The organism is Methylobacterium mesophilicum, from assembly GCF_036441335.1.
GTDB lineage: Bacteria > Pseudomonadota > Alphaproteobacteria > Rhizobiales > Beijerinckiaceae > Methylobacterium > Methylobacterium mesophilicum_B.
Genome location: NZ_MLBW01000008.1, coordinates 49163 through 74406 on the forward strand (window position 1 = coordinate 49163; position 25244 = coordinate 74406).

Sequence of the window (25244 nt, forward strand, 5' to 3'; positions counted from 1 at the left end):
GTTCAGAAGGTGTGGAGGGGCGCGGTGCGCAGGACGTCCTGCGTCAGCGCCACGAGTTGGCTCGGCCGGTACGGCTTCGGCACGAAGACCGAGCCCGGAACGGCCTCGCAGGCCGCGAGCGACGCCCGGCCGCCGGAGGTGTAGACGACCGGCAGATCCGGCGAGAGCCGGCGGGCGCACCGGGCGAGCGACAGGCCGTCCGTGTTGCGGGCCAGATCGATATCGGTGAAGAGCAGGTCGACGCTCTCCCGCGCCAGGATCGCCTCGGCCTCCCAGGCATCCGCGGCGGTGAGCACCCGGTACCCCTCGTCGAGGAGCGCCTCGGCGGCCAGCTCGCACACGGTCGGCTCGTCCTCGACGACCAGGATCGTGGCGGCGCCCCGGTCCGGAACGGGCAGGGTCGGGCAGACGAAAGCGGCGGCGAACGGAACCATGACGCAACTCCCACTCACCCGGCGGGGGCACGGTGTCCCCGAGCCGGATCGCTGGGGCAACGGCCCCCTCCGACGCGGCGTTCACCGTGTTTGCATCGAATTGCTCGGGTTTGGTGAGCGGCGCGTTAACCGCGGCCCGGCACCCCTCAACGAAGGCGCCGGAATGGTTAACGGAACGTTACCGGTGAGCGCGCAGGAGGGCGAAGCGTGAACCGCCGCTGGCAGTTGGGCGTCGGCCTGCTCCTCACGGGAATGGCCGGCTACGTCGACGCCCTCGGCTTCGTCCGGCTGGGGGGGCTCTACACATCCTTCATGAGCGGCAACACTACGCAGCTCGCGGTGCTCGGCGCCCAGGTCGAGCCGCACCGCATGATCCTCCCCGCGATCCTGATCGCCGCGTTCCTGACGGGATCGGTCCTCGGGAGCGGGCTGGCGATCCTGGTGCCGCCGCGGTGGGCCACGCCGGCGGTCCTCGCCTACGAGTCCCTGCTGGTCCTCGCCAGTCTGGGGCTCGGTCTCCAGTCGCCCGAACTCGGCCTCGCGGCCTTCTTCGTCGCCGTGGCGATGGGATCCCAGAACGCGGTCCTGGCGCAGGTGAAGGGATTCCGGGCCGGCACGACCTTCGTGACCGGCGCGCTGTTCAGCCTCGGCCAGAAGATCGCGCAGGCCCTGACCCGGACCGGCGATCCGCTCGGCTGGCTCGGCGACGCCCTCGTCTGGATCTCGCTGCTGTTCGGCGCCTATCTGGGCGCGCACGCCTACCAGCAGTTCGGCCTGTACGCGCTCGTCGCCCCCGCGGCGATCTCGGGCGGGCTGGCGTCGATAACCGCGTTCCTGGTCTTGCGCACCGCGCCGCCGGCCGCGAAGGTCCCCCCGACATGAGCAGCCCCGTCAGCAACCCGTCCCTCACCAGCCACGTCGCCGCGCTCGAGCCCGGCGAGCACGTGCTCGCCGCGCATTTCCTCAAGGATGAGCCGGTCCTGGCGCTGAGCGACGGTACGGTCGCGCTGGTCCGGGACGACGGGATCGCCCGTGTCGCCGCGCATCCCGACAGCGGGATCCTCGTCGCGGCGGCCGGAGCCGACCGGCTCCTCACCGGGGGCGACGACGGCCGGGTGGTGTCGATCCGCGCCGATGGCGCGATGGAGCAGGTCGGCCTCGCCAAGGGCGGCGCGTGGATCGACGCGCTCGCCGCCCATCCCGACGGCGCCGTGGCGTGGTCGGCCGGCCGCACCGTCGTGGCCCGCGACGCCAAGGGCCGCGAGAAGACCTTCGAGGCGCCGTCCTCCGCCCGCGGCCTCGTCTTCGCGCCCAAGGGCTACCGGCTGGGCGTCGCCCACTACAACGGCGTGAGCCTCTGGTACCCCAACCTGGAGACGCCCGCCGAGGTGATCACCTGGAAGGGCTCGCATATCGACGTCACGTGGTCGCCGGACGGGCGCTTCGTGGTCTCGACCATGCAGGAGAACAGCCTGCACGGCTGGCGCCTCCAGCCGGATCGCGGCCACATGCGGATGTCGGGCTACCCCGGCAAGGTCCGATCGATGTCGTGGTCGTTCGACGGGAACTGGCTGGCCACCAGCGGTGCCGAGGCGGCGATCGTGTGGCCCTTCGACAGCAAGGAGGGTCCGACCGGCAAGGCGCCGCGGGAATGCGGTGTCCGGCCCGCCCGCGTCGCCCGCGTGGCGTTCCACCCGAAGGCGCCCGTGCTGGCCATGGGCTACGAGGACGGCTGCATCCTGCTCGTCCGCTTCACCGACGCGGCCGAGTTGCTGGTGCGCCCGGCCGTCCAGGGCAGCGGCGTCACGGCGCTCGGCTGGGACGCGCGCGGCAGCCGTCTGCTGTTCGGCTGCGCCGACGGCAAGGCCGGGCTCCTGACGCTGCCGGCCTGAGCCCTCCGAGCCGGTCGTCGCGGCGCCCCGGCTGGAACCGCGGCCCCGCGCGTGCTCTTTGTCGGGGGTCGATTGCGCCGGAGGCCAGACATGTTTCGCGTGTTCCGCACCTTCGGCCTCGCCCTCGGCCTGCTCGGAGGCGTGGTCGCCGCGCAGGCTCCCGAATTCGCGCAGCAATACGCGCAGCGCCTCGGCGGCGCCGCGGACGAGCTCCGTCGACAGGTGGCGGTCCTCGAATCCGACGCGCAGGCGTCCGGCACGACGCGCGAGGGCGCCGTCGATCGGCTGCGGGCCAGCCCGGACCAGCTGGTCGCCCGCCGCGGCGAGGCCGCCCAGTCCGACATCGCGCGCCTCGCTCGCCTGAGCGCCCAGCAACAGGCCCTGAATGCGGCGACGAGCCCCCTGGGCCGGGTGGTGGCGATGCTGCGCGATCCCGACCTGCCGGTGGCCGAGGCCGCCTATCGCGACTTCAGCCCGGCCGTGCCCACGAGTGCCGACGGCCTCGCCGCCGGTCTGATCGGGTTCTTCGTCGCGTGGGGCGGCTGGCGCGTCGCCTCGGATGTCGGCCGGCGGGCCGTCCGCCGGCGCCCGCGGGAGACCGCCACCGCGGTGTAGGCGCGGTTCGCACGGGCCGGACTGTGGCGCCACGTCTACAGCGGCTTGCGCGGGCCTTGCGTATCGAGCAGGGATCCGGCCGTCCCGGTCCGGGAGAAGGCGCAAGATGCCGCGCGCGTCGAACTCCACCACCATCGATCCGGCGCTCGACGCCGCCGCCCTGCTGCGGCGTATCGGCTTCTTCGGCCTGTTCGTGGTTCTCCCCGTCCTCGCGCAGGTGGCCCGCCGCGCCTCGGTGATCCTCGCGCCGATCGCCGTGATCCTGCTGATCATCGCCAGCGTCATCGACCGGCGCCAGCGCCCGGTCCGCCCGGCGACCTTCCGCCTCTTGAACGCTCCGGCCTTCCTGGCCGGCATGCTGGTCGTCCTCTGGTCGGCCCTGTCGCTGACCTGGACGCCTTTCCTCGGGCCGGCGCTCGAGCGGCTCGCCAATCTCGGCGCAACGATCGGCCTCGCCCTCCTGGGCTACCTCGCCCTGCCCGACCGGATGCGCTCGGCGAACCTCTATCTCCTGCCGCTCGGCGTCGTGGCGGGCGCGATCGTGGCGATCATGCTCGGGCTGTTCGGCGCCCACTTGGCGCCGTCCGGCGTCGAGGATGACGGCGCGCTCGATCGCGGGCTCGTCCTGCTCATCCTGCTCCTCTGGCCGGCCCTGGCGTGGCTGCGGTCCCGGCGCCGCGACCGGGAGGCGCTGGGCCTCGCGCTGCTCGTCGCCCTCGCCCTCACGGTCCAGCCGGACGGGACCCAGATCGCCGCCCTGTCGGTCGGCGCCGTCGCCTTCGCGGCGACGAGCTACCGGCCGCGGCTCGGCGTGTCGCTCACCGCCATCCTCTCGGCCGCCCTGCTGGCAGCGGCTCCGCTGCTCCCCTTCCTGGCGCGGCCGGTGGGCGCCGCCCTCCTCGGCCCGGTCGCACCCGCGGTGCTGTCGCTGAAGAGCTGGCAGAAGGTCGTGACCTCCGACCCGGTGCGGCTGATCACCGGACACGGCTTCGAGACGGCCCTGCGCGGACGCCTGGTCGGCCTCCTGCCGGCCAACGCACCGACCACGGCGCTCTTCGAGTTCTGGTACGAGCTCGGCATCGTCGGCGCGCTGGCCGCCGCCTTCGCCCTGTACGCGTCGATCCGGCGGGCGGGTCGGGACGGCCCGGCGCTGGTGCCCGGCGCGATGGGCTGCTTCGCGGCCGCCTTCACGGTGGCCTGCCTGAGCGTCGGTCTGACCGCGGTCTGGTGGCTGACGACGCTCGCCATCGCGATCGTGGTCTTCGTCGCGGTGGAGCGCGGCCAGTTTCGGACCAGCCGGCCGAAGGTCGCCAAGCTGCACCGTCTGCAGACGCGGGGGGAGTGAGCGATCAGGCGCGCAGGAAGCCGTGCAGGCGGATCCAGGCCAGGAACAGGCCCGGCCAGGCTGCCGCGGGCGTCCCGGGTGCGCCGAGGCCGAAGCCGTGGCCGCCGCGCTCGAACAGGTGCAGCTCGGCCGGGACCCGCGCCTTCCGCAGCGCCGAGAACATCAGCAGCGGATGGTCAGCCACCGCGACGGGATCGTCGATCGCCTGGACCAGGAAGGTCGGCGGCGTCTCCGGCCCGACCTGCAAATCCACCGAGTAGGTCTTCATCTCGTCGGGGGTGACCTCGTCGCCGACCAGGATGCGGCGTGTCGCGGTCCGGTCGAACGGCTTGCGCATGGTGATGACCGGGTAGATCAGACCGGCCAGCACGGGCCGGATGGGCTGGGCGTCGGCGGTGTCGACGCCCGCGTAGAGGTCCCGGGCGCTCCCGACCGCGGTCTCGCCCATCAGGTGGCCGCCCGCCGAGAAGCCGAGCACCCCGACCCGGGCGGGGTCGATGCCGAACTCCGCGCCGCGCGCCCGGACCAGCCGGAGGGCGCGCTGCGCATCCTGCCGCGGCGCGTCCGGCCCCGAGCCCCAGGCCTCCGCGGGCAGGCGGTAGACGAGGAGGAAGACCGTGATGCCGGCGGCGTTCAGGACGCGGCCCACCGGGACGCCCTCGTTGCCGATGGCGATGAACTCGTAGCCGCCGCCGGCCGCGACGATCATCGCGGCGCCGTTGGGGTTGGCGGGCCGCATGACCAGCAGACAGGGCCGCGCGACCCGGGTGATGTCGCCGAACGTCCCCTCGACGTAGCGGTAGCCGTCCGCGTTCGGCCCGTCGCCGCCGCCCGGCGGCGCGCCGGGCCAGAGCTCGATCACCTGCAGGTCCGCGCCGGGCAGCGAGCGCGGCAGCGCCCGGACCGACTCGTGTGGGGCGGGCTGCGGTGCCGTCTTCGCGGAGCCCTCCGCCCGGGCGCTGGGCAGCCCGAGGACGCTTCCGAGACCGGCGAGCAGGACACGGCGGTCGAGGCGCAAGGACATCTCCCGGATCAGGCCGCGCGCGGAACTGCCCCGAGGCGAGCCCGGCTCCCGCGAGAGCGCGGGAGCAACGCCCGAGGAGGCGACGCCGGTTCCGTCGCGGCGGCGCGCCTCAGCCCTTACGCGCGATCACCGCGACGTAGAAGCCGTCGGTGCCGGTCCGCAGCGGGCTCATCTGGATCCCGTGGGTCGTCTTCCGCACGGCTGCCCGGAGCGAGTCCGGCCCTGTTGCCAGCACCTCGTCCGCGGCGACCCCGTCGAAGCGGCCGCGCCAGCCCGACAGGAGGCCGGAGACGGCGGCGTCGTTCTCCGCCGCGAGCAGTGAGCAGGTGATGTAGACGATCCGGCCGCCGGGCTTGACGAGCCGCGCCGCCCGATCGAGGACCTGGGCCTGCTCGGCGGTCCGAAGCGCGAGGCTCCCGGGCCGCAGCCGCCACTTGGCGTCGGGATTCCGGCGCCACGTGCCGGACCCGGTGCAGGGCGCGTCGACCACGACCTGGTCGACCTTACCGTCGAGGTCCTCGAGCACGTCGGCCCGCGCCTTGCCGCTGCGCGGGGTCCGCACCTCGGCCTGGGCGCCGGACCGGCGCAGGCGCTCGTGGATCGGCGCGAGGCGGCGCGGATCGCCGTCGGTGGCGATCAGGCGGGCGCCGTTGCCGGTCTCGGCCGCGAGTGCCAGCGTCTTGCCGCCGCCGCCGGCGCAGAGGTCGACGATGGTCTCGCCGGCCCGGGGCGCGGCAAGGAGCGCGGCCAGCTGCGAGCCCTCGTCCTGGATCTCGTACCAGCCGTCCAGGAACTCGGCCTCGACGTGGAGCGCCGGACCGCGTCCGTCGGCACCGATCGGGACGCGCAGGCCGGCCGGCGCGTGCGGTGTCGGCGCAGCGTCGAAGGCCGCGAGCGCCGGCAGGATCGCGTCGCGGTCGCCGCGCAGGGCGTTCACCCGGATATCGAGGGGCGCGCGCCGCGCCAGCGCCTTCAGCTCCGGAACGAGGTCGTCGCCGAGAGTGGCCGCGAGGTCCGGGAGCACGAAGGCCGGCGCGTCGCCCGCCACCTCGGGCGGCGCGTCCTGCAGCGTCCCCTTGTCGAGGCGCGCGCGCTCGTCGTCACTTAGGGGAGCCGGCGCGAAGCGCTCGCCGGTGAACAGGGCCGCGATCGAGGCGGCCGCGAGGCCCTGCTGGAGGCGCAGCGTCCCGATCAGGACGGCGCGCGGCGTGTCGGCGCCCATGATCCAGGCCGCCGAGGCCCGACGCCGCAGGGCGTCGTAGACGAGGCTGGCGATGCCCGCGCGGTCGCCCGAACCGGCGAAGCGGTGGGCGAGACCCCAGTCCTTCAGGGCGTCGGCGGCCGGCCGACGGCGCTCGGCGATATCGGTCAGGACTTCGATGGCGGCGGAGCAGCGAGCAGCGGGGGTCAGGGGTCGGATCCTTCGGAATGCGTCAGAGATCACGTCAACGCCGTCGTGGACGACGACGTGAAACGGCCACGCTTGGCCCACGATGCCGCCACGTTACGGCCGAGCTTCCTGCACCTTCGCGGCGCAGACCGTGCTGCGGGCGGTCCGCCGTGCGGGCCGCCGCGTGTCGTATGGCATCCGCCCGCCCCGGACCAGACCGTCCGTCGCCGGGCGCATCCCGGGAGTAACCCAGCCCATGACGTCCACCGTTCGCGTCGCCCTCGCGGCCCTGGTCACCGCCTCACTGGCCGCCTGCGCGAGCGCGCCCGCCGCCCAGCCGGAGTTGACTCCGGTGCCGCGCCCGCGGGTCGATGCCAAGACGCAGCTGGAATACGGTAACCCGCCCCCGCCGCCGCCCGGCCGCTACTGAGACGACCGCGCGGGGCGCGGCTCAGGCCGCCTCCCGCGCCCGCCGCGCCTCGTAGGCCTTGAGGCCGGTATAGACCGCGGTCAGGAGCGGGAACGGCACCTCCGGCGCCAGCCGCCGGCCGCGGGCGATCAGGTCGCCGATCACGTGGTCCGCCTCGATCCGGCCCTTGTTCTCGATATCGCGCAGCATCGAGGCCGTGAACGTGGACCCGGCCGCCGTCAGCTGCGCCCGCGCCCGCTCGGCCACCACGCCGCGCGGTTCGAAGCCGCTCGCCGCGGCGACGGCCGTGCACTCCGCGTGCAGCGCCGCGATCAGCGCGGTGCCCTCGGGCGCCGCCACGATGTCGCCGACCGCCGCGCGCATCAGGGTCGTCACCCCGGCGAGAGTCGCCAGGAACACCCACTTCTCCCACATCTCCTGCAGGATCACGTCGCTCAGGCGCGGCTGGAACTTGAGGCCGCGCATCAGCGCGTCGACGGCCTCGATCCGCGGCGAGCGCGACCCGTCCCGCTCGCCGTAGGTGATGCTGCACAGCTCGCTCATGTGGCGGATCGCGCCGTCCGGCGCGAGCGTCGCGGCGATCGCGCAGGAGCCGCCGAGCACGCGCTCGGCGCCGAACCGGGCGTCGAGCACGTCGAGATGCGACATGCCGTTGAGTACGGGCAGGATCGCGCTGTCGGGCCCCACGGCCGGCGCGAGGTCCGCGACGGCGCTGTCGAGGTCGTAGGCCTTGCACGACAGCAGGATGAGGTCGAACCGCCCGGCCCCGGCCAGCCTATCGGCCGTGACGGTGGGCGGGCCGGGCAGGTGCAGGTCGCCGAGCGGCGAGCGGACGTTCAGGCCATCCGCCGCCAGCTTCGCGGCCCGGGCCGGCCGGACCAGGAAGGTCACGTCGGCGCCCGCCTCGGCGAGGCGCGCCCCGTAATAGCCGCCGGTCGCGCCGGCCCCGACGATCAGCGTGCGCATGGGTCCCTCAGGTCCGCGACGGGTAGTTCGGGCTCTCGCGGGTGATCGTCACGTCGTGGACGTGGCTCTCGCGCAGGCCGGCATTGGTGATGCGGATGAACTGCGCCCGCTCCTGGAACTCGGGGATCGTGGCGCCGCCGACGTAGCCCATGGCGGCGCGCAGGCCGCCGGCGAGCTGGTGCAGGACGTTGCCGACCGGGCCCTTGTAGGGGACCTGCCCCTCGATGCCCTCCGGCACGAGCTTGTGGGTGTCGCTCACCTCGGCCTGGAAGTAGCGGTCGGCCGAGCCGCGGGCCATGGCGCCCACCGAGCCCATGCCGCGGTACGACTTGTAGGAACGGCCCTGGTAGAGGAACACCTCGCCCGGAGCCTCGTCGGTGCCGGCGAGCAGCGAGCCCAGCATCGCCACGGAGGCGCCGGCCGCGATCGCCTTGGCGAGGTCGCCGGAATACTTGATGCCGCCGTCGGCGATGACCGGGATGTCGGCCTCGCCGGCCGCCTCGACGGCCTCCATCAGCGCGGTGAGCTGCGGCACGCCCACGCCCGCCACGATGCGGGTGGTGCAGATCGAGCCCGGGCCGATGCCGACCTTGATGGCGTCGGCGCCGGCATCGATCAGCGCCTTGGCGCCGTCCCGCGTCGCGACGTTGCCGGCGATGACCTGCACGGCGTTCGAGAGCTGCTTCACCCGGGCGACGGCGTCGAGCACCTTGATCGAGTGGCCGTGGGCGGTGTCGACCACGATCACGTCGCAGCCGGCGTCGATCAGGCGCTCGGCCCGCTCGAAGCCGCTGTCGCCGGTCGTCGTGGCGGCGGCCACGCGCAGGCGGCCCTGCTCGTCCTTGACGGCGTTCGGGTAGGCGACGCGCTTCTCGATGTCCTTGACGGTGATCAGGCCGATGCAGCGGTAATGGTCGTCGACGACCAGCAGCTTCTCGATCCGGAACTGGTGGAGCAGCCGCTTGGCCTCGTCCTGGGTCACGCCCTCGCGGACCGTGATCAGGCGGTCGCGGGTCATCAGCTCGGCGACGGGCTGGTTGGAGTTCGTCGCGAAGCGGACGTCGCGGTTGGTCAGGATGCCGACGAGCTTGCCGCGCGAGCCGTTGGGGCCGCGCTCGACCACCGGGATGCCCGAGATCCGGTTGAGCTTCATCACCTCGAAGGCGTCGGCGAGGGTCTCGTCGGGATGGATCGTGATGGGGTTCATCACCATGCCGGACTCGTACTTCTTGACGAGTCGGACCTGCTCGGCCTGCTCCGGCGGCTCGAGGTTGCGGTGGATCACGCCCATGCCGCCATTGGCCGCCATGGCGATGGCCATCGGCGCCTCGGTGACCGTGTCCATCGCCGAGGCGAGGATCGGCAGGTTGAGCGGGATCGTGCGCGTCAGCCGCGAGGCGACGCTGACCTCGGTCGGCATCACCGAGGAGGCGGCGGGCCGCAGGAGCACGTCGTCGAAGGTCAGCCCCTCGATGATCGATGCGGATTCTACTCGGGCCATGTGCCAACTTTCCTCGGACGGCGGCGCGTGCGGAGGTCGCGCTTCGGGATCGGGTTGGCAAGTGCCAGTATCACGGGCTCCGCGAAGGCGCCAATGCGCGGTTGATGCGTCGCAGCGCGAAAACGCGCATGGCTCGAGGCTTATCCACGCCCGCTCGAGGGGCGCGGCAGTGGCGTGAACGGACGTCCGCGGTCAGCCGCGGAGACGGCGGGAGCGCCTCAGCGCATCGCCGGCGTGGCCGGACCCTTGTCGGTGTATTCGGGCGGCAGGCCGATGTAGTCGCCGAGCATGCCGTCGATGCCCGGAGCGCGGCCGAAGGCCTCGCAATCGGGGTCGAGGGGGGCCTCGCCGAGGGTGGTGATGCGGATCCGGTCCCAGGTCGGGATCGTGTTCGGAGCCGTGAACGGGTCGTCGCCGGTCGCCAGCATGTAGCCGAAATCCTGGCCGAACTCGCCGGCGAGGTCGTAGGCATCGCTGGCGCGGGAGAAGCGCGGCTGGCTGGTGAACGAGTTGGCCGCCCCGCCCCAGACCATGGCGGCCCGCTGCTCGCGGCGCCGGTCCAGAGCCTCGGCCTCGACCGTCAGGCTTCCGAGCCCGATCGGCACGCGCGGGATCGGCACGCGCCCGACACCCTCCGCGAAGCTCAGACCGAGCTGCGACGCGACCGTCACGCCCGCCGAGCCCGCGATGGTCGCGCCGGCACCGAGCAGGTCCGTCGGGTCGACGCGGGTGACCTGCGCCCGGACGGTGAGGTCGGCGTCGCGGCTCGTGACGACGTCGTACTTCAGCGACAGGTCGTAGCACAGCGCCCGGTCGGCCGCGTTTGCGATGAGGCGCCGCTCGGCCGCGGTCAGCGGGGCGGCGCCGGACACGTCGGCGTGGAACGCCGTCGGGATGATGCGCACGGTCCGGGCCTTCGCCAGGGCCGGCCGGTCGACGTAGATCCGCGAGGCCGACGCGACCTGATCGCTGGACTTCAGCCGGTCGTAGCGCGTCAGCGAGCCGCGATCGTTCAGCAGGACGGTGCCGCAGGCGGCGACCATCGAGAGAAGGGCGACGCCGGCGGTGATCCGCGCCACGGAGCGGACCTTGCTGGGGCTGGGCTGCATCGAAATCCTCGCGCGCCGGCCCCGGGCCGGCTGGAGCGGCCTCACGGACGCGTGATTGAAACTTAGCCATTGGAGCACCCGCAAAAAAGGTGGCTCCGCGCCGCGGCTCAACCTCTGTTGCACGATGGATACATTCGCGAAACACGAGGGTGCGAGGTGGCCGCGCTGCCGTGCAACCGCGGCGGCGCGACATGCGTCTGCTGTGTGATGCCCGCGACCGCTCAAAGACCGCTCTGGATCGTCCCCCTGACGGTCGCCACCGCGCTGTTCATGGAGAACACCGATTCCACGGTGATCGCCACGGCGCTGCCCAGCATCGCGGCGAGCCTCCACGAGGACCCGATCGCCCTCAAGCTCGCGCTCACCTCCTATCTGGTGAGCCTCGCGATCTTCATCCCGGTGAGCGGCTGGATGGCGGACCGGTACGGGTCGCGGACGGTGTTCCGCGCGGCCCTCGTGGTGTTCATGGCGGGCTCGCTCGCCTGCGCGGCCGCGAACGGCCTCGCGTGGTTCGTCGCCGCGCGGTTCCTCCAGGGCATGGGCGGCGCCATGATGGTGCCGGTCGGTCGGCTCGTGGTCCTGCGCAGCGTGCCGAAATCGCAGCTCGTCACGGCGCTCGCCTACCTGACCTTCCCGGCGCTCGTCGGCCCGGTGCTGGGACCGCCGGTCGGAGGCCTGATCACCACGTGGTTCGACTGGCGCTGGATCTTCTTCATCAACCTGCCGATCGGCTGCGCCGGCATCGTGCTGGCGAGCCTGTACTTCGAGGATGTGCGCGAGCCGGAGCGCCCGCCCCTCGACCTGCTCGGCTTCGTGCTTCTCGGGACCGGCCTCGCCGCCCTGATGCTCGGCCTCGCCTCCCTCGGCCGGCACCTGCTGCCGGCGGCCGTCTCGTGGGGCTGCCTCGCCGCGGGCGCGGTTCTCCTGCCGCTCTACGGGGCGCATGCCCGCCGGGTGGCCTACCCGATCGTCCGGCTCGACCTGATGCAGCGGCCGACCTTCCGGGTCGCCGTGCTCGGCGGCAGCCTGTTCCGGATCGGCACCGGGGCGATCCCCTTCCTGCTGCCGTTGATGCTGCAGGTCGGATTCGGGCTCGACGCGCTGCAATCCGGCCTCATCACCTTCGCGGCGGCGGCCGGCGCGATGTTCGTGAAGACCCTGGGTCCGCGCATCCTGCGCCGCACGGGCTTCCGCGCCCTGATGGTCTGGAACGCCGTCATCGCCTCCGCCTTCCTGGCGGTGAACGGGTTCTACACGGCGCAGACGCCGCACTGGATCATGGTGATCCTGCTGTTCGTCGGCGGCTGCTCGCGCTCGATCCAGTTCACATGCGTCAACGCCATCGCGTACGCCGACCTGGAATCGAAGGAGATGAGCGCGGCCACGAGCTTCGCCAGCGTCTGCCAGCAGCTCTCGCTCAGCCTCGGCGTCACGCTGGGCGCGCTGGCGCTCGAGGGGACCGCCGGGTTCCACGGCCGGACGGAGATCCAGGCGGGCGATTTCGGGCCGGCCTTCTTCGCCGTCGCCGTCATCTCGGCGGTTTCGGCGCTGGCCTTCCGCAACCTGTCGCCGGATGCCGGCGCGGAGATCTCCGGGCGAAGGATAACCGGCGCGGCGTCCTCGACCGCCGAGATGCGGCCGCGGCACGGATGATCAGGCCGCGGCCCGGGCGGGCGCACGGCCGGCGGCGCGCTTGCCGGCGCTCCGCGACGCGCTGCCCTTTCCGGAGGCCTTCGCTGCGGCGGGCTTCGCGCTCGGCACCGTGGCGCGCGGGCCGGCGCGCCAGCCCTGCCAGCTGAGCGCGCCCGGACCGCTCAGGGCGTACATGAGGAATCCGCCGGCGAGGCCGAGATCGGCCAGCATCAGCGTGCGCTCGGCCACCGCGGCGGGCCCCACATAGTACCAGAACGGATGGAGCACGAAGGCCGTCACGCCGGCGAAGAGCGCGAGCGCCAGCCCGGTGAGGCCGGGCAGGACGCCGAGGATCAGGGCGAGCGGTCCGAATACCTGCACCACGACGGCGGCGGTGGCGACGCCGTTGGGAAACGGCATCCCGGCCCCCGCGAGCGTCAGCGCGAAGCCCGACACGTTGAGCGCTCGGGCGATCCCGGTCGGCAGAAGCGCAGCGGCCAGCAGCAGGCGCGCGACGAGGAGGGTTCCGTCCTGGGCGCGGGCGAGCATGGGCGTGTCCGGTCGGCGGGGATCAGGACTTCAGTATTGCAACTTTCCGCTGAAGACCCCGTTAAGGACGCCGCCTCAACCGCCGACGCCGCCGCGGAACAGCCGGCCGCGCTCGGTCCAGGCGACGACGAGGAGCGCCAGGGCGCCGAGGCCCGCGTAGCCGATCGCCACCGGGAGCACCGTGCCATCGAAGGACTGACCGATCAGGAAGCCGCAGAACGCGCCCAGGATCGTGGTGTAGAAGCCCAGGAATGACGAGGCCGTGCCGGCGATGGCCCCGAGGGGCTCCAGCGCGAGGGCGTTGAAGTTCGGCATCGCGAAGCTGATCAGGAACTGGTTCACCGCGAGGATCGACAGGAACAGCGCCAGCGGCGGGTGGCCGTGATAGGCCAGCCCGACGCCGACCTGCGCGAGGCCGACGAGCGTGAAGGCGATGACGCCGCTGTGCGACATCGCCCGCATCCCGAGCCGCCGGACCACCCGGGCGTTGATCAGCGTCGCCGCGCCCATGGCGCCGGCCACGAGCCCGAAGGCCAGCGGGAAGAGCGGGCCGAGGTGGTACAGGCCCGTGTCGAAGACCTGCTGGGCCGAGCCGACGTAGCCCATGATGCAGCCGGTCATCAGCCCGAGCGCGGTGGCGTAGCCGACGGCGACGCGGGTCCTCAGCGTCAGGCGGATCGCCTCCCAGGTCGCGGCCGGCGAGAGCGGCCGGCGGTATTCCGGGTGCAGCGTCTCGGGCATCCGCAGGGAGAACCAGAGCGTCAGCCAGAAGGCGAGGACCAGCATCGAGACGAAGACGTAGACCCAGGAGCCGAGCGCCAGCATCATGCCGCCGATCGCCGGCGCGATCATGGGGACGATCAGGAACACCATCATGGTGAGCGACATCACGCTCGCCATCTCGCGCCCGGCGAACCGGTCGCGCACGATCGCCACGGACAGCACCCGCCCCCCGGCGGCGCCGATGCCCTGGATGATCCGCGCGGCGAGCAGCCAGCCGAAGCTCGGGGCCACCATGGCCAGCCCGCAGCCGACCACGTAGACGGCGAGGCTCACCAGCAGCACCGGGCGGCGTCCGATCGCGTCGGAGACCGGCCCGTAGACGATCTGCGCGAAGCCGAAGCCGATCATGTAGACGTAGACGAGGAGCTGCAGCCGGTTGGGATCGGCCACGGCGAACCGCGCCTCGATGGCGGGGAAGGCCGGTAGCAGGTTGTCGATGGAGATCGCCGTCACCGCCATCATCAGCGCGATGATGGCGACGAACTCGGTGAAGCCCGGCCCCGACCAGGGCCGCGGGGCGCGGACGTCCTGGACCGGCGGCACGGGCCGAATCGCGATGGTCACGGCGGTCTCTCGGGATGCTCCGATACGCGCCGATCAGGGCTCGTCCTTCGCGGCGCAGTTGTGACAACCCCGCCCGCGCCGCGCAATTCAGGCCGGTAGCGGGCGCAGGACCGGCTCGCTCGGCTTGCGCCCGACGAAGGCGGCCATCAGGGCGGCGACGAGGCAGAGCAGCCCGGCCGATACGAAGGCGCCGAGATAGGTGCCGCTCTCGGTCCGGACCATGCCGGCGAGCCACGCCGCGGACGCCGCGCCGATCTGGTGGGCGGCCGCGATCCACCCGAACATCAGCGCGGCGTTCTCCTCCCCGAAGGATTTGCCCGCGAGCTGGACGGTGGGCGGCACGGTGGCGATCCAGTCGAGCCCGTAGAAGACCGCGAAGAGCGACAGGCCGTAGAAGCTGTAGTCGAAGGAATAGGGCAGGAAGATCAGCGACAGGCCGCGCAGGCCGTAGTACCATGCCAGCAGCTTGCGCGAGTCGAACCGGTCCGTCAGCCAGCCGGACGCCGTGGTGCCGATCAGGTCGCAGATCCCCATCAGCGCCAGCAGGCCAGCGGCCGTGACCTCGGCGATGCCGTGATCGATGCAGGCCGGGATCAGGTGGGTGCCGATCAGCCCGTTGGTCGAGGCGCCGCAGATGAAGAACGTGCCGGCGAGCAGCCAGAAGTCCCGGGAGCGCAGGCCGATGCGCAGGCCCCGGAGCGCCCGCACGGCCGGGTTCTCGGTCAGCACCGGCGCCGGCGTCACCGCGTCCTCGCCGTAGCGGGGCAGCCCGAGATCGGCCGGCCGGTCGCGCAGGAACAGGGCGGCCAGCGGGATCAGCGCCAGGGTCGCGGCGGCGACCACCAGCGAGACGGAGCGCCAGCCCTGCCCCACCGCGATCGAGGCCAGCATCGGCAGGAAGACCAGCTGTCCCGTGGCGCTGCTCGCGGTCAGCAGGCCGAGCACGAGGCCCCGGCGCTTGGCGAACCAGCGCCCGGCCACGGTGGCGCCCAGCACGTTGGCCACCATGCCGGATCCCGATCCGACGACGAGACCCCAGAGCAGGACCATCTGCCAGGGCGCGGTCATCAGGCTCGTGGCGGCGGTGCCGATCGCCAGGATCAGCAGCGCGCCGCAGACCGAGCGCCGCAGGCCGAACCGCTCGATGATCGCCACCGCGAACGGGCCGATCATCCCGTACAGGAAGATGTTGAGCGCGATGCCGACGCCGATCGTGGCCGCGGTCCAGCCGAATTCCCGCTCCCAGGGGACGATCAGCACGCTCGGCGTGGCGCGGACCCCGGCCCCGACGAGCAGGACCAGGAAGGTCACCGCGACGACGATCCAGGCGTAGTGCAGGCGCGACCCGGGGCGCGTCTCGGTCAGGGCGGTCATGGACGGGCTCCGGAAGCGGGGCGAATCGGTCAGGCGGCGGAGATCAGGGCCTCCGCGACCGCGGAGACGGTCGCGGGATCGACCCGGGCGTTGATGCGGCTCTGCGCCTCGCGCCAGTAGGGCGTCGCGGCCGCGAGGGCCTCGCGGCCCGACGCGGTCAGGGAGACGCGGCGCTCGCGCGGATCCGCCGTGCCGGGCGTGACCGCAACGAGGCCGCGGCGCTTGAGCGGGTCGAGGTTGCGGCCCATCGTGGTCCGCTCCAGCGCCGCCTCGGCGGCCAGGCGCGAGACCGGGACCGGCCCGAGACGGTCCAGATGGCGCAGGATCGCGAACTGCGTCACGCGGAGCCCGGTCGGCTTCAGGGCGGCGTCGTAGCTCGCCGTCAGCGCCCGCGTGGCGCGACGCAGCGCGGAGCAGGTGCACGGCTCGGGCGACGGGGTGCTCATGCCATAGGTGTATATGCACGTATCGCGCGCCCGGCAAGCCGGAGCTGACGGTTCGCGGCGATCGACACCCGTTGGCCCGGAAACGGGCGGGCGCTGTCATCGACACGGCCGGTCACGCTGCTATCGCTTGGGCGAGTGACCCGGTTCGGGAGAAGCGCGATGACACTCGAGACCGCGACGGCGTTGTCCTCCTCGGAGCAGAAGACGGCCCGCACCGGGCTGATAGAGGCGGCCGCCGACATCGTCACCGAGCAGGGCGGACCGGGCGGCTTCGTCCGTGACCTGTTCGGCCGCGTGACACCGGAGGATCTCGCGCCCTACGACGCCTCGGTCCTGGCGGACCTCGCCGCCCGCGCCCGCGCCTTCCTGTCCGAGCCGCGCAGGCCGGGCGACCCGGCGCGGACGCGCCTCAGCGACGGTGACCTGATCCGGGACGGCCGCCCGCGGGAGACGACCGTCCTGGAAGTCATCAACGACAACCGGGCATTCCTGCTCGACTCGACCCTGGCCGAGCTGACCGAGCAGGGTCTCGCGCCGCTCCTCGTCGCGCACCCGATCCTCGGGGTGGAGCGGGACGGCGCGGGCGGGCTCATCCGGGTGGTCGGGGAGACGACCGCGGACGCGCAGGGGAGCCTCGCGCGCGAGAGCTTCATCCACATCCATCTCGACCGCCTGGCGGCCGAGACCGGCGAGCGGCTCCTGAATGCCCTCGCGACGGTCTACCGCGACGTCGCCCTCGCGAGCGACGACCACGACGCGATGCTGGCGCGCCTCACCGACCTCGCCACCAATCTGGGCCGGGGGCCGACCCCGATGCCGGAATCGGAGACCGAGGAGGCGCGCGCCTTCCTCGAATGGCTGACGGACGGCCAGTTCCTGGTCCTGGGCATGCAGGAGCACGGCATCGCCGGCGAGGCCCACCCGCTGGTCGAGGGGTCGAGCCTCGGCGTCCTCCGCGACCCGGGCGCCACGCCCCTGCGCCGGGGCCGGACACCGGTGGACTACACGCCGGAGATCCTCGCCTTCCTGGAAGAGCCGCAGCCGCTGATCATCACCAAGGCCAGCGTGAAGTCGCGGGTCCACCGGTCGGCCTACCTGGACTACGTCGGCGTCAAGCTGTTCTCCGGCCTCGGCAAGCTGTCGGGCGAGGTGCGGATCGTCGGCCTGTTCACCGCCTCCGCCTATACGAGCCCGGCCCGCGAGGTTCCGGTCCTGCGCCGGAAGGTCCAGGCCGTCGTCCAGCGCGCCGGCCTGGACCCGACCAGCCACGCCGGCCGGAGCCTCCTCGCCGTGCTGGAGAGCTACCCGCGCGACGAGCTCTTCCAGATCGACGGCGAGCGCCTCTACCGGTTCACCCTGGCGATCGCCGCGCTGGCCGACCGGCCGCGGGTCCGCGTGCTGTCCCGCCCCGACCGGTTCGGCCGCTTCGTGTCGCTGCTCGTCTACGTCCCGAAGGACCGCTACGATTCCGCGGTTCGCGGCCGGATCGGCAGCTATCTGGCCGAGTCCTACGGCGGGCGACTCAGCGCGGCCTACCCCGACTATCCGGAAGGCTCGCTGGCCCGCATCCACTACATCATCGGCCTGCCCGATCAGGGGAGCCCCGAGCACGACCCGGCCTCCCTCGAGGCCGGGATCGTCGCCCTGGTCCGCACCTGGGGCGACGCGCTGCGGGCGGCGCTGGCCGAGTCGCAGGGCGGCGATCGCGCGCGGCAGCTGGCCGCCCGCTACGGCGACGCGTTCTCGGCCGCCTACCGGGACAATTTCCAGCCGGAGGCCGCCGTCGCGGACGTGACGATCCTCGACAGCCTCGGCGAGACGCAGCCGCGCGCCGTGCATCTCGACAGGCGAGCCAGCGACCCCGCCGCGCAGGTCCGCCTGAAGGCGTTCTCGCGCGGCACCGCGATCGCGCTGTCCGACCGGGTCCCGGCGCTCGAGAATCTCGGCTTCCGGGTCATCAACGAGCGCACGTACCAGATCGCGCCGGCCGGGGCGGACGAGGCCGCGCGGGTCTGGCTGCATGACATGCTGATCGAGCGCGCCACCGGCGCCCCGATCGACCTCGCGGCGCTGGAGCGCCCGCTCGAGGCCGCGATGCTCGCCATCGCGGACGGCATCGCCGAGTCCGACGGCTACAACCGGCTCGTCCTCGAGGCCGCCCTGCCCTGGCGGGAGGCGGCCCTGCTCCGGGCCCTGGGCCGCTACCTGCGCCAGCTGCGCATCCGCTACGGGCAGGATTACCTCGCGGGCACGCTGAGCCGCCACGCCGGGATCGCGCGCGCGATCGTGGCGCTGTTCCGCGCCCGGTTCGATCCGGCCCTCGCCGGCGATCGGACCGCCCGGGAGGCAGAGGTGCGCGCCGGCATCGAGACCGCCCTCGCCGAGGTCACGAGCCTCGACGACGACCGGATCCTGCGCCGGTTCGTCAACCTCGTCGAGGCGGCGGTGCGGACGAACTTCTACCAGACCGGCGCCGACGGGCAGCCGCGGGAGACGATCAGCTTCAAGTTCGCCTGCGCGAAGGTGACGGCGATGCCGCTGCCGCGACCGTTCTTCGAGATGTTCGTCTACTCGCCCCGCGTCGAGGGCGTGCACCTCCGCTTCGGCTACGTGGCACGCGGCGGCCTGCGCTGGTCCGACCGGCCAGAGGATTTCCGCACCGAGATCCTGGGCCTCGTGAAGGCCCAGCAGGTCAAGAACGCCGTGATCGTGCCGGTGGGCGCCAAGGGCGGCTTCTTCCCGAAGCGGCTGCCGCCGGCCTCCGACCGCGCCGCCTGGATGCAGGAGGGGACCGAGAGCTACCGGATCTTCATCCGCACGCTCCTCGAACTCACCGACAACATCGTCGACAACGCCGTCGTGCCGCCGCCCGACACGGTCCGGCACGACCCCGACGACGCCTATCTGGTGGTCGCGGCCGACAAGGGCACGGCCACCTTCTCGGACATCGCCAACGCCCTGTCGCTCGAGAAGGGTCACTGGCTGGGCGACGCCTTCGCGTCCGGCGGCAGCCAGGGCTACGACCACAAGGGCATGGGCATCACCGCCCGCGGCGCCTGGGAGGCGGTGCGCAGGCATTTCCGCGAGATCGACGTGGACGTGCAGACCGACCCGATCACCACGGTCGGCGTCGGCGACATGTCGGGCGACGTGTTCGGCAACGGCATGCTGCTCTCCGAGAGCATCCGCCTGATCGCAGCCTTCGACCACCGGGACATCTTCCTCGACCCGAACCCGGACGCCGCGGCGAGCTTCGCCGAGCGGCGGCGGCTGTTCGATCTGGGGCGGTCCTCCTGGGCGGATTACGATACGGGCCTGATCTCGGAGGGCGGCGGCGTGTTCTCGCGCAGCCTGAAGACCGTGCCGCTCTCGGCGGCGATCCGGTCCGCGCTGGGCTTCGACCGGTCCGAGGCGACACCGACCGAGCTGATGCAGGCGATCCTGAAGGCGCCTGCCGACCTGCTCTGGTTCGGCGGCATCGGCACCTATGTCCGGGCCACCACCGAGACCGACGAGGATGCCGGCGACCGCGCCAACGACGCCCTGCGCATCACCGGGCCGGAGCTGCGCGCCAAGGTGGTCGGCGAGGGCGCCAATCTCGGGCTGACGCAGCGCGGCCGCATCGAGGCGGCCCGCGCGGGCGTCCGGCTCAACACCGACGCCATCGACAACTCGGCCGGCGTGAACACGTCGGACGTGGAGGTGAACATCAAGATCGCCCTCATGACCCCGGAGCGGGACGGCAGGCTCAGCTACGAGGCGCGCAACGCCCTGCTCGCCGACATGACCGACGAGGTCGGACGCCTCGTGCTGCGCAACAACGAGTTGCAGACGCTCGCCCTGTCTCTCGCCCAGCGCGGCGGGCTGGGCGAGACCGGCTTCGCCATGCGGACGATGCAGGCCCTGGAGGCGGAGGGCCGGCTCGACCGGACGGTGGAATTCCTCCCGGACGACGGCACGCTCGCCGAGCGCATGCGGCGGAACGAGGGGCTGACCCGGCCGGAATACGCCGTGCTGCTCGCCTACGCGAAGCTGTCGCTGCACGACGCGATCCTGGAGAGCGCCGTGCCGAACGACCCGTATTTCGATCGGGAGTTGCAGCGCTACTTCCCGAAGGCCCTGCGGGAACGCTTCCCGGACGCCGTCAAGGGTCACCGCCTGCGCCGCGAGATCATCGCCACGGCGCTCGCCAACATCATCGTCAATCGGGGCGGCCCATCTCTGGTGACGCGCCTCGTCGACGGCACCGGGGCGGACGCCGCGACCATCGCCAAGGCGTACGCGGTGACCCGCGACGCCTTCGGCCTGATGGAACTGAACCTCGCCATCGACGGCCTCGCCGGTCGGATTCCCGGGCAGGGCCAGCTCGACCTCTACGCGGAGGTGCAGGATCTGCTGACGAACCGGATCGTGTGGTTCATCCGCAACCTCGACCTCAGCGGCGGCCTCGCCCCTGTGGTCGCCCGCTACCGGGACGGCATCGCCGCCGTGGAGGCGGCCCTGCCCAAGGTGCTCGGCGCCGAGGCGCTGGACGCGATCGGCGCTCGCGAGACGGAGTTGACCGGGCACGGCATGGCCCCGGCCCAGGCGCGGCGCCTCGCCTCGCTCAGGGCGCTGATCTCGGGACCCGACATCGTCCGGGTCGCCGAGGCCAGCGGCCGGCCGGTCGAGGAAGTCGCGGCGACGCATTTCGCCCTGGAACACGCCTTCCGCCTGGACGACCTCGCCGCCGCGGCGCGGACTGTCCCGGTGGCCGACACGTTCGACCGCGTCGCGTTGGAGCGCGCGGGCGCCGGCATCGCCGCCGCGCACCGGAAGCTGACGGCCGAGGTGGTGGCGGATCTCGGCGCCGGGCCGGAGGCGGTGGAGGCCTGGATCCGGGCGCGCGGCGCGTCGCTCGCCCGGATCCGCGAGGCCGTGGACGCGATCAGCGCGTCCGGCCTCACGGTCTCCAAGGCGACGGTCGCGGCGAGCCTGCTCGGCGACCTCGTCCGGGCCGACTGAGCGATCAGGCCCCCGGCGCCGAGGCCCGGGCGACGCCCTGGCGCCCGCGACTGACCGCCGTGAGCACAAGCCCGAGCCCGACGAGCGACACCGCCGCGGCGATCAGCGGCAGCTGGCCGTAGCCGGCTCCGAGCGTCAGCGCCGTGCCGCCGATCCAGGCGCCGGTGGCGTTGCCGAGGTTGAACGCGCCCTGGTTCAGCGTCGAGGCGAGGTTCGGCGCGTCGCTGGCCGCCTCCACGACCCAGATCTGCAGGGGCGACACCAGGGCGAAGACCAGCCCCGACCAGAGCACCACCACCGCGACGGTCAGCGCCGGATGGTGCGCGACCGCGGCCAGCGCCAGCAGGGCCGCGACGATGCCCAGGAAGCTGCCGATGATGGTCGCCATCGGGCCCCGGTCGGCCAGATGCCCGCCCAGGAGATTGCCGACGGTCAGCCCCGTGCCGGCGGCGAACAGCACGCCGGTCACGCCCTGCGACGTGAAACCGGTCACGCCGGTCAGGAACGGCGTGATGTAGGTGAACACCGTGAAGAAGCTCACCGAGGACAGGGTCGAGATCAGCATCGGCCGCAGCACCGGCCAGCGCCCGAGCGCGCGGAACTCGCTGACGAGCCGGCCGCGCGTCCCGGGCAGGCCGTCCGGCACGCAGACCTGGATCGCGAGGCCCGCCACGAGCCCGATCGCGACCACCGCCCAGAAGGTGGCGCGCCAGCCCGCCTCCTGCCCGAGGGCGGTGCCGAGCGGTACGCCGAGCACGTTGGCGAGGGTGAGGCCCGCGAACATCAGCGAGACCGCCTGCGTCCGCTTCTCCCGCGGCACGAGATCCCGTGCCACCACGGCGCCGATCCCGAAGAACGCGCCGTGGGCGAAGGCCGTCAGGATCCGCGCGGCCATCAGCAGGCCGTAGCTCGGCGCCAGCGCGCAACCGAGATTGCCCGCGAGGAACACGGCCATCAGCGCGAGGAGGGCCGTCTTGCGCGGCAGGCCGGCGGTGGCAATCGCCACGATCGGCGCCCCGACGACCACGCCCATGGCGTAGCCGGAAACCAAGTAGCCGGCTTGCGGAATGGTGACGCCGAAGCTCTGCGCCACCTCCGGCAGCAGGCCCATGATGACGAATTCCGTGGTGCCGATTCCGAAAGAGGCGACGGCGAGGGCGAGGATCGGCAGGGGCGGCACGGGGACGTCCTTCGGCGCGGGCGGGATCCGATGGTGCAGAGCAGCATCGCAGCGCGGTCGCCGTTGGATAGCGTCGGAGGCGCGGCGCACAGTTGCGCGGCGCGCAGGGGGGAGACGCGGCTCAGCCGGCGATCGTCGCCTCCGCCGCCGGCGACGCTTGGCCGAGCAACCTCAAGTCCGGCCGCCACCGACACGCGCGGTCGAATCGCGGCGCGCCGACCATGTCCTGCCCGAGCCGGAAGGGTCTAGGCTTGGCCGTTCGAGCGCCCGCCACCGCGGAGTCAGGGGCCGGCCGGACGCCGGCAGACCGCCGCGATCCGCCACGGAGGCACGCTCGCGGAGCCGCTCGCATTGCGGGCGACGCCGCGGGAGTCGGACACCGACGGCTCTATCCGGTCGCCGCGCTTACTCCGCCGGCACCTTCTTCCGGCCCCGCGATTTGGCGACCGGCGCGGGCGGCGCCTCGGCCGCGGCGGCCGCTCCGCCGCGGGTCTTCCGGCGCTGCTGACCGAGCCCGAGGGCCCGGGCCAGCTCCGATCGCTGCGCCGAGTAGCTCGCAGCCGTCATCGGGTAGTCCCGCGGCAAGCCCCACTTCTCGCGGTAGGCTTCCGGCGTCAGGCCGCGCAGCGTCAGGTGCCGCCGGAGCGTCTTGTACGGCTTCCCGTCCTCGAAGCTGACAATATGATCAGTCGTGACCGACTTACGGATCTGCGACGGAGTTAGCTTCTCGACGGTCGAGTTCGTGGCGCGACCTTGAGTTGTCAGACCGTTCAGAGCCGCGTGGATACCGCCGATCAACCCGGGAAGCTCGGACACCGGAACGGAGTTGTTCGACACGTAAGCCGCCACGATATCAACCGCCAGCCCGATCGCCGGATTCTGCTCGCTGCCTGCGTTCTCACTCACGGCAAACCTCGGGGGTTACAGTTATTTGGGCCGATCTATCCCTCTCGGATGCGATCGAAGTCTGAAGGTGTGTAGCATATTATACGCATCATCTCAAACGTATTCGTGATCGACAGGTGATCTCAATCCGTCGCATCCGATCCCGCCGCCGCTCCGCCGTTGACGCTGCATTAACCACGCCGCCGCTAGGGTTCGTTAACCATGCCGGCGACCCACTCTGGGACGGTGTGGCCTGTGATCTCCGCGCTGAGGGGCCGGGGACTTTGGCGGAGACCGGGATCAGGTGCGGACGGCGGCTGACCGGTGGGAACGGCAGAGGACGCGGCTCGCCGCCGCGGCGCTCGGCATCGCGCTCGCAGCGCCCGCGGCGGCCCAGCGGTTCGATGCGACCAGTCCCGTCACCGGCCAGCCCGACAATCCCGGCATCGGCCAGGACACGGCCCCGAACGGCCTGCCCGCGCTGAAGCGCAGCCTCCCGGACGGCCTGAGCCGCGACCAGAATCGCGGCGCGCTGGGCGGCGACGCGGCCGGCGGCGAGCAGACCGGCGGCGACAGCCTGCGGTCGCCGCTCTCGCCCCCCGCGCCGGCACTGATCCCCGGTCAGGCCGGCCTGTCCCAGCTCAGCACCCGCGTCACCACGGGGGGCCGGCGCACCGGCGGATCCTCGACGGCGCCGGCCAACCTCGCGCCGTCGACGCTCCTGCGCACGCGCGCCGCACCGCCGCGGCGGATCGGCTCCGCGACGCGGAGAGTGACCCAGGACGTGACCCAGATCCCGCCGCCGGCCCTGCGGCTGACCCCGGTCGTTCAGCAGGCGGTGGTCGGCGTCCCGAATCCGCAGGTCGTGACGCCGATCCGGCCGATCCTCCCGTTCCAGTCCATCGCGCCGGCCCTCGGCCTCCTGACCCCGGGCTTCATCCTGGGCACGGACCTGGCCCGCGCGATCCCCACTGACCCGGCTTTCGCGCCGATCGGCTATCAGATCGGGACCTTCACGGTGCTCCCGACCTTCGCGCAGAGCGTCGGCTACGACTCGAATCCCGACCAGACCGCCCGCCAGATCGCCAAGGGCTCGGTCGCGCTGCGCACCGACGCCACGGTCGACTTCCGGAGCAACTGGTCCTCCAGTTCGCTGCAGGGTTCGCTACGAGGCTCGTACCTCGAGACGCCGCAGAACGAGGCGGCGAGCCGGCCCGCGGCCGACGGCGTGGTCCGCCTGCGCATCGACGCCGACCGGGACCTACGCATCGACGCGGAAGGACGGTTCCTGGTGGACACGCAGCGCACATCGAGCGCGAACATCCAGGCCCCCACCGCCACGACGCGGCCGCTCCTGGCCGTGTACGGCGGCTCGCTCGGCGCGACGGAGACGTTCAACCGCCTGTCCGTCACCCTGCGCGGGTCCGTCGACCGCTCCGAGTTCGACAATGCGCGCCTGTCGGACGGGACGACCATCAACCAGTCCGACCGTAACCTGAACCAGTACAGCCTGCAGCTTCGCACGGCCTACGAGATCAACCCGGATTTCAGCCCGTTCATCGACCTGCTCGGCGACACGCGCGTCTACGACCAGCGTTTCGATGCGACCGGCATCCGGCGCGATTCGGACGGCATCGCGGTCGCCCTCGGGACGAGCATCGGCCTCGCGCGCTCGCTGACCGGCGAGATCTCTGCCGGCATCCAGCACCGGACCTACGTCGACCCGAGCCTGCGCGACATCAACGCGCCGCTGCTCAACGCGGCCCTGGTCTGGGCGGCGAGCCCGCTCACGACCGTGCGATTCACCGCCGCGACCGGCGTCACCGAGACGACGATCCCGGGCTCCAGCGGCGTGCTCACCGAGGTCGCGACGCTGGAAGTGCAGCACGACCTGCTGCGCAACCTCTCGATCGTCCTGGGCGGATCGTATCTCCGGAACGACTACCAGAGCAGCAGCATCCGCGAGAACGGCTTCTCGGCAACCGCGCGGCTCGACTACCACTTCACCCGCTGGCTGACCCTGCGCGGCACCTACATCTATCAGAAGTTCGACAGCACGGTCGCCGGTTCCAGCTTCCGAGAGAACACCTTCCTGCTCGGCCTTCGGGTGAATCCCTGAAA

Annotated in this window: 20 protein-coding genes; 8 read left to right on the top strand and 12 right to left on the bottom strand. The window is 72.5% G+C overall.

The features are described from left to right. Positions 1–2: 2 nt before the first annotated feature. A complete protein-coding gene (locus MMR14E_RS06170) occupies positions 3–434 on the bottom strand; it encodes a response regulator (protein ID WP_331313306.1) in 432 nt (143 codons plus the stop codon). 207 nt (positions 435–641) lie between these two features. Here MMR14E_RS06170 and MMR14E_RS06175 point away from each other — a divergent pair, with 207 nt between their 5' ends. The 4 genes from MMR14E_RS06175 to MMR14E_RS06190 all read left to right on the top strand — a co-directional run bounded on the left by MMR14E_RS06175 (position 642) and on the right by MMR14E_RS06190 (position 4286). Continuing rightward, on the top strand, positions 642–1316 hold the full coding sequence (locus MMR14E_RS06175) for a YoaK family protein (protein WP_331313307.1): 675 nt from the start codon (positions 642–644) through the stop codon (positions 1314–1316). Beyond that, positions 1313–2326, top strand: a complete 1014-nt coding sequence (locus MMR14E_RS06180; RefSeq protein ID WP_331313308.1) for a WD40 repeat domain-containing protein — start codon at positions 1313–1315, stop codon at positions 2324–2326. The genes MMR14E_RS06175 and MMR14E_RS06180 overlap by 4 nt, the downstream gene beginning before the upstream one ends. 90 nt (positions 2327–2416) lie before the next feature. Further along, positions 2417–2941, top strand: a complete 525-nt coding sequence (locus tag MMR14E_RS06185; protein WP_331313309.1) for a DUF2937 family protein — start codon at positions 2417–2419, stop codon at positions 2939–2941. 106 nt (positions 2942–3047) lie between these two features. Beyond that, the gene (locus MMR14E_RS06190) at positions 3048–4286 is read left to right on the top strand and encodes a peptide ABC transporter permease (RefSeq protein WP_331313310.1); all 1239 of its coding nucleotides are present in this window, start codon (positions 3048–3050) and stop codon (positions 4284–4286) included. Positions 4287–4290: 4 nt separating this feature from the next. Here the strand turns inward: MMR14E_RS06190 and MMR14E_RS06195 are convergent, their stop codons facing one another. Further along, positions 4291–5304 (bottom strand): alpha/beta hydrolase, encoded by a 1014-nt coding sequence (locus MMR14E_RS06195; RefSeq protein ID WP_331313311.1) that lies wholly within the window; start codon positions 5302–5304, stop codon positions 4291–4293. Between the two features lie 115 nt (positions 5305–5419). Beyond that, entirely contained in the window at positions 5420–6754 is a 1335-nt protein-coding gene (locus MMR14E_RS06200; RefSeq protein WP_419539306.1) for an RsmB/NOP family class I SAM-dependent RNA methyltransferase, read from the bottom strand. A gap of 202 nt (positions 6755–6956) precedes the next feature. Here MMR14E_RS06200 and MMR14E_RS06205 point away from each other — a divergent pair, with 202 nt between their 5' ends. Beyond that, positions 6957–7130 (top strand): hypothetical protein, encoded by a 174-nt coding sequence (locus tag MMR14E_RS06205; protein ID WP_165923052.1) that lies wholly within the window; start codon positions 6957–6959, stop codon positions 7128–7130. 21 nt (positions 7131–7151) lie between these two features. Here the strand turns inward: MMR14E_RS06205 and panE are convergent, their stop codons facing one another. From panE to MMR14E_RS06220, 3 genes are all read right to left on the bottom strand, one after another. Beyond that, positions 7152–8096 (bottom strand): 2-dehydropantoate 2-reductase, encoded by a 945-nt coding sequence (panE, locus tag MMR14E_RS06210; RefSeq protein WP_331313312.1) that lies wholly within the window; start codon positions 8094–8096, stop codon positions 7152–7154. Between the two features lie 7 nt (positions 8097–8103). Next, positions 8104–9597: an IMP dehydrogenase gene (guaB, locus tag MMR14E_RS06215; RefSeq protein ID WP_331313313.1), complete on the bottom strand. Its 1494-nt coding sequence runs from the start codon at positions 9595–9597 to the stop codon at positions 8104–8106. A gap of 218 nt (positions 9598–9815) precedes the next feature. Further along, complete coding sequence (locus MMR14E_RS06220) at positions 9816–10706, bottom strand: DUF3313 domain-containing protein (RefSeq protein ID WP_331313314.1); 891 nt, start codon at positions 10704–10706, stop codon at positions 9816–9818. A 207-nt stretch (positions 10707–10913) separates the two neighbouring features. Between MMR14E_RS06220 and MMR14E_RS06225 the strand changes: the two genes are divergently transcribed. Further along, positions 10914–12359, top strand: a complete 1446-nt coding sequence (locus MMR14E_RS06225) for an MFS transporter (protein ID WP_331313315.1) — start codon at positions 10914–10916, stop codon at positions 12357–12359. On the opposite strand, the gene MMR14E_RS06230 is transcribed toward MMR14E_RS06225, so the two are convergent. The 4 genes from MMR14E_RS06230 to MMR14E_RS06245 all read right to left on the bottom strand — a co-directional run bounded on the left by MMR14E_RS06230 (position 12360) and on the right by MMR14E_RS06245 (position 16054). Next, positions 12360–12887, bottom strand: coding sequence for a DoxX family protein (locus MMR14E_RS06230; RefSeq protein WP_331313316.1), 528 nt, complete (start codon positions 12885–12887; stop codon positions 12360–12362). Between the two features lie 75 nt (positions 12888–12962). Next, positions 12963–14129, bottom strand: a complete 1167-nt coding sequence (locus MMR14E_RS06235) for a multidrug effflux MFS transporter (protein ID WP_331313398.1) — start codon at positions 14127–14129, stop codon at positions 12963–12965. A 192-nt stretch (positions 14130–14321) separates the two neighbouring features. Next, positions 14322–15608, bottom strand: a complete 1287-nt coding sequence (locus tag MMR14E_RS06240) for an MFS transporter (protein WP_331313317.1) — start codon at positions 15606–15608, stop codon at positions 14322–14324. A 29-nt stretch (positions 15609–15637) separates the two neighbouring features. After that, positions 15638–16054: a MarR family winged helix-turn-helix transcriptional regulator gene (locus tag MMR14E_RS06245; protein ID WP_331313318.1), complete on the bottom strand. Its 417-nt coding sequence runs from the start codon at positions 16052–16054 to the stop codon at positions 15638–15640. A 159-nt stretch (positions 16055–16213) separates the two neighbouring features. Between MMR14E_RS06245 and MMR14E_RS06250 the strand changes: the two genes are divergently transcribed. After that, positions 16214–21058 (top strand): NAD-glutamate dehydrogenase, encoded by a 4845-nt coding sequence (locus MMR14E_RS06250; protein ID WP_331313319.1) that lies wholly within the window; start codon positions 16214–16216, stop codon positions 21056–21058. A 4-nt stretch (positions 21059–21062) separates the two neighbouring features. Here MMR14E_RS06250 and MMR14E_RS06255 read toward each other — a convergent pair whose 3' ends face one another. Together MMR14E_RS06255 and MMR14E_RS06260 are read right to left on the bottom strand one after the other, a co-directional pair. Further along, a complete protein-coding gene (locus MMR14E_RS06255; protein WP_331313320.1) occupies positions 21063–22238 on the bottom strand; it encodes an MFS transporter in 1176 nt (391 codons plus the stop codon). A 405-nt stretch (positions 22239–22643) separates the two neighbouring features. Beyond that, the gene (locus MMR14E_RS06260) at positions 22644–23144 is read right to left on the bottom strand and encodes a MucR family transcriptional regulator (RefSeq protein WP_331313321.1); all 501 of its coding nucleotides are present in this window, start codon (positions 23142–23144) and stop codon (positions 22644–22646) included. Between the two features lie 283 nt (positions 23145–23427). On the opposite strand from MMR14E_RS06260, the gene MMR14E_RS06265 reads away from it, so the two are divergent. Further along, positions 23428–25242: an outer membrane beta-barrel protein gene (locus MMR14E_RS06265; RefSeq protein ID WP_331313322.1), complete on the top strand. Its 1815-nt coding sequence runs from the start codon at positions 23428–23430 to the stop codon at positions 25240–25242. The last annotated feature ends 2 nt before the right edge of the window (positions 25243–25244 follow it).

Bases quoted from the DNA above. Each gene is read 5' to 3' on its own strand.
- MMR14E_RS06185 (WP_331313309.1), top strand. From the start codon at position 2,417: ATGTTTCGCGTGTTCCGCACCTTCGGCCTCGCCCTCGGCCTGCTCGGA.
- MMR14E_RS06240 (WP_331313317.1), bottom strand. From the start codon at position 15,608: ATGACCGCCCTGACCGAGACGCGCCCCGGGTCGCGCCTGCACTACGCC.
- MMR14E_RS06180 (WP_331313308.1), top strand. From the start codon at position 1,313: ATGAGCAGCCCCGTCAGCAACCCGTCCCTCACCAGCCACGTCGCCGCG.
- guaB (WP_331313313.1), bottom strand. From the start codon at position 9,597: ATGGCCCGAGTAGAATCCGCATCGATCATCGAGGGGCTGACCTTCGAC.
- MMR14E_RS06245 (WP_331313318.1), bottom strand. From the start codon at position 16,054: ATGAGCACCCCGTCGCCCGAGCCGTGCACCTGCTCCGCGCTGCGTCGC.
- MMR14E_RS06250 (WP_331313319.1), top strand. From the start codon at position 16,214: ATGACACTCGAGACCGCGACGGCGTTGTCCTCCTCGGAGCAGAAGACG.
- MMR14E_RS06220 (WP_331313314.1), bottom strand. From the start codon at position 10,706: ATGCAGCCCAGCCCCAGCAAGGTCCGCTCCGTGGCGCGGATCACCGCC.
- panE (WP_331313312.1), bottom strand. From the start codon at position 8,096: ATGCGCACGCTGATCGTCGGGGCCGGCGCGACCGGCGGCTATTACGGG.
- MMR14E_RS06190 (WP_331313310.1), top strand. From the start codon at position 3,048: ATGCCGCGCGCGTCGAACTCCACCACCATCGATCCGGCGCTCGACGCC.
- MMR14E_RS06205 (WP_165923052.1), top strand. From the start codon at position 6,957: ATGACGTCCACCGTTCGCGTCGCCCTCGCGGCCCTGGTCACCGCCTCA.
- MMR14E_RS06235 (WP_331313398.1), bottom strand. From the start codon at position 14,129: ATGGCGGTGACGGCGATCTCCATCGACAACCTGCTACCGGCCTTCCCC.
- MMR14E_RS06170 (WP_331313306.1), bottom strand. From the start codon at position 434: ATGGTTCCGTTCGCCGCCGCTTTCGTCTGCCCGACCCTGCCCGTTCCG.
- MMR14E_RS06230 (WP_331313316.1), bottom strand. From the start codon at position 12,887: ATGCTCGCCCGCGCCCAGGACGGAACCCTCCTCGTCGCGCGCCTGCTG.
- MMR14E_RS06225 (WP_331313315.1), top strand. From the start codon at position 10,914: ATGCCCGCGACCGCTCAAAGACCGCTCTGGATCGTCCCCCTGACGGTC.